The organism is Parabacteroides timonensis (genome assembly GCF_900128505.1).
Classification (GTDB): domain Bacteria; phylum Bacteroidota; class Bacteroidia; order Bacteroidales; family Tannerellaceae; genus Parabacteroides; species Parabacteroides timonensis.
The window spans coordinates 1,103,030-1,117,236 of the sequence record NZ_LT669940.1 but is presented as its reverse complement, the minus strand read 5'-3'; the positions used below and the strand labels follow the sequence as shown (position 1 = coordinate 1,117,236).

Sequence of the window (14,207 nt, the reverse complement as noted above, 5' to 3'; positions counted from 1 at the left end):
TCTAATTATAATGATAATTGTAAACCGAATAAAATTGAACGCTGCAACGGATAAAATTCACCCACTTTGCCTACATTTGACTTTGATTTTTCATCATCCACATTTCCGATAAGCTCAGGATCGAATTTACCTCGCATATTGGTAATCTCGAATAAGTTCTGACCGGAAAAGTAAACACGAACTTTGTTCAATCTGACTTTCTGGGTGATCTCAGCTGGTATCGTATATCCAACCGTAAAGTTTTTCAACCGTGCATAAGCTCCGCTTTGTAAATAACGAGTCTGTGTTCTTACATTATAACTCATTGAAGAAGCTTTCCACATAGGATAGAATGCTCCCGGATTATCTTCTCTCCAGGCATTTTTATACACTTCATAGGTACCGACAGCATTCCCATTATTAATATGTCCCCAGAAATAACTACCGATCGGGAAGAAATCGCGTTTACCAATACCTTGAATAAAGATATTACAATCGAAACCTTTCCATCCCAGATTGGCTGTTATACCGAACTGATAACGCGGTGTCGTATTTCCAATTACCTTCGTATCGCCTGGGTTATCTACTGTTTTATCACCCCAATCTATTATTTTGTCACCATTCAAATCTGCATAGTGTGTATCACCAGGTCCCCATTTATCGCCATTACCTAATTTACTCTGATTGGCAGCCGTCGCCACTTCGTCTTTCGACTGGAAGATTCCGACGGTTTCATATCCCCAGATCTCTCCAATCTTTTTTCCTACATAATAATTATCATATAACTTGCTTGGATTATTATCAAACTTGGTAATTTCACTCTGATAGTCAGACAGAATCAAACCTAAATCATAAGAAAAACCGTTAGCCAACTGATCCCTCCAATTGACAGAAAGCTCCCAACCGGCAGTCTTCATATCTGCATTATTACGTCTTGGAACATCTGTACCTAAAATAGACGGAAGCTTATCTCCTTCAGTCAGCATATTTGTAGTTTTCCTGTTAAACCAGTCGAAGCTTGCACTTAAACGATTCAACACTGTTACATCAATACCCAGATTTAAAGACTTCACAGTTTCCCATGTCAGATCCGGAGAAACCATTCCGGGAGCAGCAACGGAAATAGGCAAAGAGCCATTAATGATAAAAGGAGTCTGCTGCGTTACTTCGAACGTGGAAATATAAGGATAATAACCTTTGACATTCTGATTCCCCAAACTACCGTAATTAACTCTAACCTTTAAATCGTTCAGCCAGGAATGTGTAGATTCCATAAAAGATTCTGAAGAAATACGCCATCCAACAGAGAACGAAGGGAAGAAACCATAACGGGAATTATGCGGGAACTTAGATGTACCATCGTAGCGACCATTCATTTCAAACAAATACTTATTCATATAGTCATATTTCAGACGCATAAACATACCACGAATCGCCCAACTGTACTCCTTGTCTTTTGTCGTTACTTTCCCTGTACCCAGGCTGATCGATGGAATATCACTCGACACCAGTTCTTCTTGTTTGGTATAATCTTCCCGATAAGTTTCCCATTCCTGATTAAAACCTGCCAATACTGTAATATTGTGTTTATCGTTGATCGAAGTCATATATTCCCCGTATAGGTTCGCAGCGAAATAGTTACTTCGTGCATTCTGAGCGAGGATAGAGGAAGGGAAGGTCGCACTATTCTGTGTAGTCCAGGAATCGCGGATATAATCAAATTCCTTTTGTACATCTTTTTGTCTGTCATTGGTAGCTCTATAACTAAAGTCACCTTTAATCTTCAAGCCTTTTACCACATCCCATTCTGCATTACCCATCAAAAGGGTCAAGTCATTGTTTGTCACATTTCTTGAACCGCTTGTCAGGAAATTATAAAAATGCTCCGTTGGAATACCACCGCCGACAGGGCTGTCTTCAGGTGTTGTGACAGGGAATAATATCTGCGGTTCACCGCGTGTCATCTGTTCCCACCAATTAGTACCCTTCGTCGAGTAAGCATGAGGTGCATCATATACCGTATGTGTATAAGACGCTTTAAAGCCTACACGAAAATTAGGAGTCAGATCCGCAGAGATATTGCTCAGGAAATTATACCTCTTAAATATATCGGTCGCATCCTTAAACATCCCTTCCTGGTTCATATAACCTGCTGAAGCATAGAAACGGATAGCTTTGCTACCTCCACTGATGTTTACCGTATGTTTATGGGTGGGAGCCCATTTCTGAAGCATCTGTTTATAGTTGTTATTATTTGAGTTCCAGAAAATTTTTCCATTCTCCATCATATGGTAAACCGGATTATTAACCGGGTCATTATAATAATCTTTCACCCACTGTACCTGTTCAGCCGAATATTTGTCTTTACCCGTATTATTGAACGAAGATTCATTCATGGCATCCATATAATCGGGAGCACTCAACATATCCGGTAAATAAGTATGTGTATTCAACTGGATACTTCCGGAATATTCAATCACTGGCTTACGATCCGTTTTTCCCTTTTTCGTTGTGATCAGAATCACGCCGAAAGCACCCCGGGCACCATAAATAGCCGAAGAAGAAGCATCTTTCAAAACCGATACGCTTTCCACATCTTCCGGATTGACCATATTCATATTCATCTGAACGCCATCTACCATCACTAAAGGAGAACTACCTTCCCCGCTGATAGAAGCCAGGCCGCGAATATTCATACTTACTTCAGCATTGGGATCGCCTCCGTTAAAAGAAACATTCAGGTTCGGAACCACCCCTTGAAGTCCTTGTCCCAGATTCGTTATCGGACGATTTTCCAATACCTTGGAAGTTACCTGCGAAACAGCTCCTGTCAGGTTTACTTTCTTTTGCGTTCCATAACCGACAACCACCACTTCTTCCAATGTCTCCGAATCTTCTTTCAGGGTTATCGACAGGTTACGTTTATTACCGACTGCCACTTCTTCCGTTTTATATCCTATATAAGAGACAACCAAAGTTGTACCAGAAACGACATCCAGAAAAAACTTTCCGTCTATATCCGTGATAATACCATTCATTGTCCCTTTTTCAACGACATTAGCACCGATGATGGGTTCTCCGGCCGGATCATAAACAGTCCCTTCGATCTTAATTCTATTTTGTTGGACAACAGCCTCTTCTGTTTTCGACAATATGATATAATTATTGACAAACTCATATTTCAAGCCATGTCCTCTCAATGCTTCATCCAAATACTCGGAGACTTTGGCTTTCTTCTTAGTTAATGACAAATCGAAGTTTGAACGGACACCACTCGTACTATATATGACGAGATAGTCAGTCTGTCTTTCTATTTCCTTAAACAATTCTTCAATTGAAAGTTTATTCGATTTCAATTCGACAACAACAGTCTGTGCATCAGTATTCAATGCAAATAACTGGCACACAAAAACAAACAGGATAAAAAAGGATAGTTTCATAATTCTGAATGCCTTTTGGTGATTTTTTAGACATAAGAAATGCGGTAACAAAGGATTTATTTTCATATCTTTGCTTTGTTAAGTAAATACTAATTTTTTGAACACAAATGGTTTTACTTTTCGTAAAATCGGTAGATAGGCCAATATCTGCCGATTTTTTTTAATTCTTCATGGACTCATACATACTAGATTTAAAGGTTAATACTCTTTTTATTTACTCAGTATTATCTGATTCAGTTCATCATTCTTTTTGATTTTAAAATTATGTATCCGTTGGATCAGATGAAGAATCTCCATCACCCCATCCCTTTGACGGAACTTCCCGACATATTCATAATCCAATATTTCCGGATCTTTCACAACGATCTTCACATCATAATACAACTCCAGCTTCTCTATGATTCTTCCCAACTTCTGCCTTTTAAACGTATAAATACCTTCGCGCCATAATAATTCATCCGGGTCCATTGTAGAGAGCACTAACTGTTTTCCTTTTTGAACAAGATACTGTTCCGGAGAAAGGATCACACCTTCAGCCTCGGAAGAGGGAAAGTAAGCTTTCACAGAACCTTCCTGAAGATAAACGCCGGTATAATTACTTTCCGGATAGCTGAATACGTTGAACTGAGTTCCCAGAGCTTTGACATCTATCGTCCGGGTAGAGACAATGAAAGGTACCTTTTCATTTTTACTCACATTAAAAAAACCTTCACCCGACAAAAAAACTTTCCGTTCCTTTCCAAAAAAAGAAGGATAGGATAATTTAGAACCTGCATTCAGCCAGACTTTCGTACCGTCAGGCAATGTAAGTTCTGCACGCTGTCCGGCCGGAACGACTAATTCCTGCTGAAAAGCGATTAACTCTTGCCGGTTTGTGACATCTCCGGAGAAATCGTAAGATGCCAACATCCAAGCAGACACAAAGGCGATCACAATTATTGCTGCATACCGGCTGAACGAGATCAGCCAAACTCTTCTTTTGCGGGAATTCACAAGCCTCTTAAAGTTACCATATCTTTCAGATCCCTGCTGCGCATCTATTTTTTCCGGAACCAACTCCAACAGACTATGCAAATGTTGATAGTCTATGATTTGAGATTTCAGTTCAGGATCATTATAAGCTTCTTTTAAAAGCTGATCCTGTTCCTGCTTCGGTAATACTCCCTGGCAATATTTTATGATTCTTTCATCCATTATTCACTGTTCTTTATATAGTAAACGAACAGAAAAAATAATCCCCCTAAAGAAATCTGATTATTTTTTCATTTTTCTTAATTTTCCCGGAAAGACTAATTACTGTATGCCGTATTTATCACTCAATCAGCTCAAAATCATACTTTTCAAACTCATTCCCGTTGATTATTACAGCAACCTGGTGAAGTCCGGGATGAAGTTTCCTGGTTGTTACCACGCGAAAAGAGTGTTTTCGAGTAATTTGTGTTGTAGAATTTTCGGCGTACTCCTTTTCGCTGATCTTGTGGACTTTCTTTGTCAACGTTCCATTTGCTTTTTGGTAGTAAATTCCGTATTCAAGCCGTATTTTGGTTCTTTTATTGCTATTATTCAATAAGTTAAAACTAAACTCCAACGAGTCTCCAACTTTAACTTCGGGTATTGAAATTTGAAAATTCTCAATGCGGATACTTTTTGCAGTAGAATTAAAGCCAAACAGTTCCATCATCTCCGGATTACCTTGTTTTAAAAGTGTCCGGCTACCGTGTTTGATAATCCAATCCACTTCCTTCGACTCTCCTTGCCATCTTTTCACCAAATCGATCACCGTTTGGGGATTATCTTTCGCTATATCATTTAAGTTATTGGCAACACTCAAGCGCACAAATCTCGCCGGATCGTTTTTAAGGTTTTCCAGAATTGGTATGATCGGGGCAGGATTTTCTTTCAAATTCGGCAAAGCCATCGCCCAGGGAAGACGCGGACGGCAACCTTCTGACGCAAGCCGTCTTACTCCCCAATGTTCATGCTTCGACCAAACTAACATTTGCTGCATCATTTCATCCGGATATTTTATAATAAAAGGATGAACAGAAAATTCACAACTTGTAAACTGGGTGATTTTTTCTATCGCTTTAACAGAGGTTTCGTAATCGTCCAATCCGTATTGTTCTACATAATTATCTAAAACCGGACCATACTCCAATGTTAAACCAAACTTCGTATCGTCTATTTTTGAAAAATCAGGCTGTGTATTTTTTACATAATCCAACAGTTCTAGTATTTTGGCGATCGCCTCTTTGTAATCTGCCGGTAAAAACTTTTTCAGAATTGTTGTAATGTGCATACAACGTTGTTTAAGCTCTCTGTTTTCCCATTCATTATCCATTATTTGGGATACAAACTCACGAGCATCAAAATCTTTGATAACAAGTTTCAAATCTTTCGTAAATCTATCGAAAAATTGCTCGTTGTACATGTTTTTAAAAGGTTCTGCCATATTTTTAATTTTTACGCCTTATCAAAAGGACAAAATAAATATCAATAGTGGTAAATAGTTTTTTAATTCCTCTCTTAACTTTTTATAAGCGATAGTCATCTGTGTTTCAATGGTTTTTACAGACACATTCAGTTCTTCTGCTATCTCTTTCTGCTTTTTTCCTTCCAGTTTACTTAATATGAATATCTCCCGGCACCGTTCGGGAAGTGCGTTAAGTGCCTTTTCTATTATATTCTTTATATTATCCTCCGAAAGTCCGTCCATATCGAAGGCTTCCAAAGAATCGAACTTCATACGGAAGGACAAGTCAAAATCCTCCTGCATCCTCGAAGCTGCTTCTTGCTCCAATAGTTTACGTCGCAGGTAATCAATACACCTGTTTTTTACAGACGTAAACAAATAGGCTATCACATTTATATGGAAATCAAGCGAATCTCTCTTTTGATAGAAATCAAGAAAAACATCTTGTGTAATGTTCTCCGCTTCTTCTTCAGAAAGTACATAGTCGCGTGCAAAGTGCTTAACACGCGAATACCATGTTATATAAAAGTTCTCGAAATCCATTCCTCAATCTCCCTTATACGGATACAGGTTTGCTCAATAAAATATGCGTAAAAGTACTCATTTGATGGATAAAACAAAATAAGATCACAAATTAAAATCTACTTACTGCCTTCGTCAAATCTCACAAAAATTCCATATTTGTCCGGATAACGACCATGACTATCACAAGCGGGCTGCCATTTTCCCGGAATTTCTCCAACTAACTTTATTGCTTGTTCTTCAAAGAGAAGGTTCGTTTTTTTACTCAATATTTTAGTTTTTTGTATTCGTCCCAATGTGTCAATAGTTAATTCACAAACCACTACCGCTTTCAAGCCGGATCCTTTTAATGCAGCAGGATAATATGTATTTTTTTTAATAAACATATCCAATGCCTCATAACCATCCTTATATTGAACGGGACCCCAATCCGGCTCCTTATATATTTGAGCAATCTCATGCGTATTGGAAAGAGAAAAATTACCGATAACCAAATAAGATTGGTTTGCCTTATCTATTGTCTTTACAATCCGATACTTTCCTGGTTCATGCTTATATAGAAAAGCGTTGCCATCACAATATCCATGAGAAGGTACAGGATGAGCCATCAAGGTGTAAACAGCATTCTCCGGATAAGTATTCACCCAAGTAGAAGTGATTGTATCATAATACTCAATCTTCACATCATCACCGAAGACAGCTTCTCTGTCCAAATGATTATATATTGTAAAATACACTCTATCCTCTGTTACAGGGAGAACTTCTGCATATAATCTCATTTCAAAGGAACTCTCATCCGGAACCATTGCGACAGAGGACTTATTTACAGTATCCTGTTTGAGTAAATAAGATATCTGCTCCTTATTCCCTTCCTTATGCTGGCACCCCAAGCATGCAATTGCTATTAAATAATAAAAAAGTTTGTTTTTCATCATATAGCAGTCAAATTTTGTATTAAACTATTCTTGTACATCAATAACCGTGCTTCCTGAATACCCTGTAAACTCAGGAGCATACACAGATCGTACAGTCGTTATTCCGGTCTGATAAACTCCCGGACGATCCAGATAGATCTTATATTCTAACTGAACAGTGCCTTTACGAAACTTATCTATAAAAAACTCGATAGAAGAATCTTTTATCACTTGATAATAACTGATATTATCGGAAAAAACATAACCGGATAATTTCTCTTTAGGCTCCATAGAGGCGGCACGGGAATCCGTGATATGTATAAAATCCATGTCTCGGTCAGCCTTCACCGTAAGCTGTACCGTTAATTCATCTCCCACATGCAACTCTGTTTTCGGAGAAACAGTCTTTCCATTCTTACTATAAGTGCGGGTTATTTTTAAACCATTTCCTTTTGCCTTCCGAACCTTTCCCATATCTTCCATATATTGTGCATATACAGCGGCCCATCCCATACCTGCACCGGAACGACAGATCTCTATCTCCCGAACTTCTGCTTCTTTTCCGAAAAACGTATGACTGGCATACCCCAACGTATCGTTAGGAGTCACCACTTCCTTCTCTGCTATTTTTGCTTTTACACGACTGTTTCCGGATATGCTTTTTTTACTGCCGGAAAGAAAAGCATACACCACATCGGCAGTAGCAACAGATGTCTCCCATACTTGCACCTGTTTCTGTTTCAACAACCATTGCTTCATTTCATTTATCATGACGGAATCATAGTCTATGCGGGATATAGCCTCGATTGCAGCGACCTGTGTAGGAATACGGAAACTGTTCCAGGAATAGGTTGCTTTAGATGTATCGAAATAACGTCCCATTTCATCTGTAGCCACAGTATATTCTTTTATAGAGCGTACCAGTTCTTTTGCCTTTGCTTGTTTATCAGCCTCATATAGTATGAGAGCTACACGGGCTTTCTCGTAAATCGTATAATCAGATTTCCCGGATTCAAGTTTATCGATCATGTACGAACAGGCCTTTTTTTCAATTTGGGAAGCAGCTTGTTTATCCAGTGCACAGATGTATAAATAATTGATGGATTGTCCGTCCGGCATCAAATCCTTTTTTCCTTTCTTTTCCTCTGCTATCATTTGCCTGTAAGTAGTCATCCAGCGATCAGCTAAATAGTCCAAAGCTTTATCATACATATCTTTCACAGGTTCTACAGATATATTCATCGCTTGCAGTCGGGCAAACATCTCCGCTATTTGGTAGGTAACATAATCATTTCCTCGCATACCTTTATACCAACTCCATGATCCGTCAGGTAACTGCAATTCACGTAAACGGGAAACAGCCGTCTTATTATCAGCATTGATATTGAGAATCGCATCAGACAAAGAATTGGCATAAAAAACAGTTGCCCACGATAAAGCATCATCGTTATCCGCCTCAGCAATCATTGGAAGAGCTTGTACGGCATACCATTCCGGATTAGCTGTCAACTCGACTGTCAGTTGCTTACGAATTGCCGTTTTACTATCGTCGTTATACAAACCGTCCAATGCAACCGTTTTATTATCCGTTCCATTCAACTGGACGGATATAGCATCTGTCATCCACTGTTTATCTGACAAAACCGGAAGAAGATGTTGCTCTCCGTCACTGAACCCATCAGTCTCGGCAACAATCCGACAAATATAAGCCGAATATTTATCATCCCCTTTCACATCGAACGAAACTGCCATTGTACGATGGGCATCAACATTGAACGTCCGCTTTTGAGTCGATATGACTTCGCGGGTCTCCGGAACTATCAATTCCATCCGGATAATCCCCTGAGCCGTTTTTTCCGAGATATTGGTAATTGTCGTACTGATAACCGCCTCATCATTCACCCTGATAAAACGCGGCATATTTGTTTCCACCATAAATGACTTAACAGCTTTCGCTTTAGCGGTTATAAAACCATAATCCATAGTAGATGTATGAGCAAGCCCCATAAATTTCCATTCAGTCAGCGTTTCCGGAAGCGTAAACGCGATACTGACAACTCCATTCGTATCCGTCCGAAGAGAAGGATAGAAAAATGCAGTTTCTACAAAGTTCTCACGGAGGGGAACATACGGAGAACTATCGTCCAATTCAAGAGGAGATGAAGATTCAGCTATAGCCATCACAGAAGTTCCGTCCCCAAAATCAAAACCATTATCCACCGAGATTTCATCTGCAATCTCAACGTTTGTAGCCTTCTTCATCCGGCTTGTTACTTTTTCCTTGAAACTAAGACCGGCATACGGAACACGCCATAGAGGAACACGCATATAACTAAAGTCATTCCAGCTAAAACCATGTGCAGAACTGGCAGAATAAGGGAAACTGCTATACATCCAGATCGAATGGCCATGAACAATCATATTATGCCGTATGTCAGGCGTAAAACGAGGATAATTCAATCTGAAGTCCCAGTCATTGAGATACAGTTTATCGAGCGATGCATCATAAAGAGTCGCCAGCAAACAGGCATCCGCTGCTTTCTTGGCCGGTGACATTATCCGGAGTTCCCAGGTTTCCTCTCCTCCCGGCAGCAACTTATCACGAAAAGTTTTCCATTGCAGTTTGAGTTCCTTCTTCGGACAAGGCCGGGTTATTTTTACTTGCTTGGAATAAAAAACACCCTTACGCATAAAAGCGAAATTAACAGTAATACCATCACCATACTCAGGCTTATACACATAAGAAAACGGACGGATTTCATCAGACAGTGTCATCCTTTCCGAATGGATACGTTTTTTTCCACAAAATACATCGTAAAACAGACAGACATCTTTCTCACTGGTTCCAACATACAAGTTTACAGGTTGTTCTCCATAGAATGTTGTCCCATCTTGATAAAACCATTCCGGCGAAGCGATCGGAAGTCGACGATCAGACAGTGAAAAGAGGACAAAGTCCTGACTTGCCGAGCACAATCTACCCTGTTCATCCATTGCAGCAACTTCCATTCGGTAATTAGCAGCAGGAAGTTTCAATAGCTCGTGGGGGACAAACATTCGCTGGGTTTCAATGGTATCTCGCCAAACTTCATCTCTTTTTCTCCCAGCCTCATCCAAAGAATAAACCACACAGACCGTCTGGCTTTTTACAAGCTGGCCACTCAGATTCGTAGCAAGGATTTCCATGGAGTCACGCTTCTCCCGTGCCACTTTGGAACGTAATCCACGGATACGCAAAGCCAACGATTGTAAGCCTACAGGCAAAGAGAGAGAATTACTTTCCATTTCACCGACTTTATTAATCACCTGGGCCGTCACGTTAAAAGTATAATAACGTCCGGGATCATTCGTATTGAAATCATCCGGTTTACGCAGAAAAACAGGTAATTCAAAACTTCCATCAGCATTTGTCAAAAGTTTTCCGGTCTCCAATATCGTCTCACTACCGGAAATACGCCAAAACTCATTTTGTGAACGAACCGTTTTGTAGCTCAGCTCACATTCTCCTACCGGCACACCGGCAAAGGTTTTAACCTCCCCCGTTACTAATAATGTATCCCCCATTTGATAAGAGGAGCGATACGGATGAAAAATTACATCAAAAGTGGGGCGTTTATATTCATCCACCCGAATATAACGGCTGTCTCCATCTTTCACCGCCAGTTCAAACTCCCCAGGCCGAGCGGTTTCCGGTAATACAAAGTTTCCGGAAAATGAACCTAGACTGTCCGTTGTCAAATTCAGTTTGCCTATTTCCTGTCTGTTCGCATCACGCAGAATAACTTCACTTTCCGTTGCCGGAAGCACATAGGTCGAGTCTCCTTGTTGTCCGTAGACCCATCCTGCCACATAGACTATCTGACCGGGACGATAAAGAGCACGATCCGTAAAAAGAGATATCTTTTTCTGTTCTCCCGGCTTGGTATTTCCATTATATCTATGAACAGAACGTTCCGCATAAGTAATTTCCATATAATCGGCTTCCGGTTTGCGCACATTGATACCCAACCAGTTCTCTTCTTTTGGAGGAACCAGTGTCACGCACCCTTTATTATTGGTCGGATGTGTTTCAATCAACCGGAAACCTCCTCCCTGATCCACACGATAATAAGCAACTTCCGTACCAACCACCGGATGCCCGGTCAGTTTATCGACGACTGTTATTTCCTGTTTCCCATCGGGCAAATCCAATAAAACCGCCTGGAGGGTGGAAACATAAGCTCTTCCGTAAGCAGTATATGCCGGATTACCGTCCGGGATAGACTTAACGACATAAATACCTTCCGTCGGAAACCTGTAATGTACCAATGTATCCGTTTCCTTGTAATCAGGAGTTTCGGCTAACTGATAATGACGGCTATCCACTAACCTGCCATACTTTTTTACAACTGAAGAATGAATTTCTCCACCTGCCAATACACTACTTGTCGGCGTCAAATCCATCCGGTAGAGTTCAACAGTAAAACCCGACAGATTCCGATAATGAATCTTAAAATCAACATCCATTCCGGGATAGGCAAAAGGAATATCAGCATTGAAACGAGGTGTCAGTACCTCAGCAACCTGCTCTTTTAAGTCACGACAGGAAGGCGATTGGGGATATTTCTCTAACCCTGTTTGCGCCACTTGTAGTTTGGCTACATAATCACCCATCGCATCATAGCGTACAGCCAACTGGTTATACACTTCACCACAAACCGGAGAATCCGCAAACTCGACAGTCCACTGTTTCAGCAAATCGACAACACGCTCCTGTTTCAATCTCAGCTTTTCACCCACTCCTCCCCGACCGACATCATACCCTTCCATATATAACTTATCCAGTAACGACAACAACAGGGCATCTCTCATTCCCTGTTGCTTATAATAGGATATTAAACGGTCATGGATGGCAAGAACTTCTGTTTCTATTTTTGTCCTCAACGCCGGATCAACGATCCAATATCCTTTCAACCGTGTGATAGCCTGACTGGCAAGCAATTGAAACATGTTATCGTTATAATATGTTTCACTCAGTTTCGCACTTACCGTCATAGGACGATAGCTCCCGGCCGGTTGCGTAGCCAGTATCTCCGGATTTTGGAGAGAAAGACGAAAATAAGAAATAGCACTGTCGATTGCCGCTTCATCTCTTTTTCCTGTGTCCAATATATAATACCCCAACAGATTATTCAGTACGGCTTGATGTACCGGATCCGTTTCTTCGATAGCCCATTTTTTCAACCGGTCTAACTCGCCGGGTAGACTGTCCGGCGTTACATCGATATGTAAAGAGGCTTTCGTCAACCAGGCTTTCATCAATTGAGGGACATTCTTTTCCCGGCTGGCACGATCATAGATTTTCTGAACTTCTCCAACAGCTGATTTCGGCAGTTGTTTCTGTTCCATCATCTCTACCTGTTCCCACATCTGCTCATAAGACTGGGCTACAGTCCGGAAAGAAACAGTATACAATACTAAAAGACATAGCAGAAAAACACGGAATAATCTATTCTTTTTCATAAAGCCTTCGTTTTTTGTTTACAATCAGACAATCCCTACCCACACAGTTACATATTAATCATTTTTTTAATGATATAGAGTGTATATTCTCTGTATCAAATATTTCAAGATAATATAAGATTTGGTTTTCTTTATCAACCACACAATCTGATAAATAGTTAATTTCACCCGGACCGTTACCTCCCTGAGCAACACTCTTTATAAACTTACCATCATAATCAAACATCATAATTTTATTGGGCGAATAGACAATAATATATTCTTTGCATGGATAAAAATTAGCAGACTTATCAACCAGACAAAGCGAATCAGTTTCCAGAATCACTTTTCTCCAAGAATCGACATATTCATCCAGATCAACGCTCTTTTGAGGAAAGTCTCGGGAAGAGAAATCAACCGTATAAATAGTTCCCTTTTCCTTCGTACAGGATAACAGCGACATCAATGGAATTAGGCAATAAACAAAAATATGGGTTTTCATAAGCTGATCTTTTTAAGGTGTTTAATCCGGAATTTCTTTCAATCGTAAAACTACATAAAGATAAACATTAAAACAACATCCACATCTTTTATTTTTCAATAGATCAAACATTTAAAATCAGAGATTACCAGATACCTCTTTTTTACCTCATAATAAAAGGATATTCTATTGCTAATTCATATACCCAGTCAGGATAACCACAATTGGGGAAACGAATCATTTTCAATTTTCCAGAACTACTGATCAAGGCTAAAAACGTATAATCCAATGAAGGCGTATATAACTTCAGCACATTTCCCTCTTTTTCCCATTTTCCTTCTGAAAGCAAACATAAAGGACTCTCACTAGAAAAAAGAATCTTATAATGAAAACCGACTTCTAAAAATAATGAAATATCTCCATTCCTATACATACCCAATTGTAAAGGTACAGGTTCCGGCTTTTTATTTTCTTTAAAATCAATTTCTCTATTTTTACTCTTCACTACATCTTCATCAAAATTTAGGGCACCTTCATCCGAATCGTAAATATATTCATCTTTATGAAAAAGCTCATTTTCCATAAAGCAAAACCCCTTCTTCACTAACAAATTCGAATGTTTTATTTCTTCTAACACAAGCTCTGCTCCACTTGAAATGTCTTTCAGATAATACAACTTACCTTTTTTTGAAAAATAGCCATAAGCCGGAAACATAGTAAACACAACATCAATTAGCTCATTAACACTAATATCAATATAAAAACGGTTTTCTTTCAACAAATACAAGCTGCAGGATATCGGTACAGGCATGTTATTCCATTTCGATTTCACATTCTGCCACAAGCTACCATTTCCTAACGAATAAGATTGAGGATATTCCATAATTAGTTAAATGTACGGTTCATAATTATCAGCC

8 protein-coding genes are annotated in these 14,207 nt (G+C 39.6%); all 8 read right to left on the bottom strand.

Annotated elements, in window-relative coordinates; genetic code table 11:
• Positions 1-5 precede the first annotated feature (5 nt).
• The 8 genes from BQ7394_RS04980 to BQ7394_RS04945 all read right to left on the bottom strand — a co-directional run bounded on the left by BQ7394_RS04980 (position 6) and on the right by BQ7394_RS04945 (position 14,173).
• Positions 6-3,419, bottom strand: a complete 3,414-nt coding sequence (locus BQ7394_RS04980; RefSeq protein ID WP_075556358.1) for a TonB-dependent receptor — start codon at positions 3,417-3,419, stop codon at positions 6-8.
• 210 nt (positions 3,420-3,629) lie between these two features.
• Complete coding sequence (locus BQ7394_RS04975) at positions 3,630-4,613, bottom strand: FecR family protein (RefSeq protein WP_075556357.1); 984 nt, start codon at positions 4,611-4,613, stop codon at positions 3,630-3,632.
• 118 nt (positions 4,614-4,731) lie between these two features.
• A complete protein-coding gene (locus tag BQ7394_RS04970; protein ID WP_075556356.1) occupies positions 4,732-5,871 on the bottom strand; it encodes a DNA alkylation repair protein in 1,140 nt (379 codons plus the stop codon).
• Between the two features lie 21 nt (positions 5,872-5,892).
• Entirely contained in the window at positions 5,893-6,435 is a 543-nt protein-coding gene (locus tag BQ7394_RS04965) for an RNA polymerase sigma-70 factor (protein ID WP_075556355.1), read from the bottom strand.
• A gap of 98 nt (positions 6,436-6,533) precedes the next feature.
• On the bottom strand, positions 6,534-7,349 hold the full coding sequence (locus BQ7394_RS04960) for an immunoglobulin-like domain-containing protein (RefSeq protein ID WP_075556354.1): 816 nt from the start codon (positions 7,347-7,349) through the stop codon (positions 6,534-6,536).
• 24 nt (positions 7,350-7,373) lie between these two features.
• Positions 7,374-12,830 carry an alpha-2-macroglobulin family protein gene (locus BQ7394_RS04955; protein WP_075556353.1) on the bottom strand — a complete coding sequence of 1,819 codons (5,457 nt, stop codon included), beginning with the start codon at positions 12,828-12,830 and terminating at the stop codon, positions 7,374-7,376.
• Between the two features lie 58 nt (positions 12,831-12,888).
• The gene (locus BQ7394_RS04950; RefSeq protein WP_075556352.1) at positions 12,889-13,311 is read right to left on the bottom strand and encodes a 6-bladed beta-propeller; all 423 of its coding nucleotides are present in this window, start codon (positions 13,309-13,311) and stop codon (positions 12,889-12,891) included.
• Positions 13,312-13,453: 142 nt separating this feature from the next.
• The gene (locus tag BQ7394_RS04945) at positions 13,454-14,173 is read right to left on the bottom strand and encodes a hypothetical protein (protein ID WP_075556351.1); all 720 of its coding nucleotides are present in this window, start codon (positions 14,171-14,173) and stop codon (positions 13,454-13,456) included.
• Positions 14,174-14,207: the final 34 nt, after the last annotated feature.

Excerpts from the sequence above, each read along its gene's own strand:
- BQ7394_RS04980 (WP_075556358.1), bottom strand. The coding sequence starts at position 3,419 with ATGAAACTATCCTTTTTTATCCTGTTTGTTTTTGTGTGCCAGTTATTT.
- BQ7394_RS04975 (WP_075556357.1), bottom strand. The coding sequence starts at position 4,613 with ATGGATGAAAGAATCATAAAATATTGCCAGGGAGTATTACCGAAGCAG.
- BQ7394_RS04970 (WP_075556356.1), bottom strand. The coding sequence starts at position 5,871 with ATGGCAGAACCTTTTAAAAACATGTACAACGAGCAATTTTTCGATAGA.
- BQ7394_RS04965 (WP_075556355.1), bottom strand. The coding sequence starts at position 6,435 with ATGGATTTCGAGAACTTTTATATAACATGGTATTCGCGTGTTAAGCAC.
- BQ7394_RS04960 (WP_075556354.1), bottom strand. The coding sequence starts at position 7,349 with ATGATGAAAAACAAACTTTTTTATTATTTAATAGCAATTGCATGCTTG.
- BQ7394_RS04955 (WP_075556353.1), bottom strand. The coding sequence starts at position 12,830 with ATGAAAAAGAATAGATTATTCCGTGTTTTTCTGCTATGTCTTTTAGTA.
- BQ7394_RS04950 (WP_075556352.1), bottom strand. The coding sequence starts at position 13,311 with ATGAAAACCCATATTTTTGTTTATTGCCTAATTCCATTGATGTCGCTG.
- BQ7394_RS04945 (WP_075556351.1), bottom strand. The coding sequence starts at position 14,173 with ATGGAATATCCTCAATCTTATTCGTTAGGAAATGGTAGCTTGTGGCAG.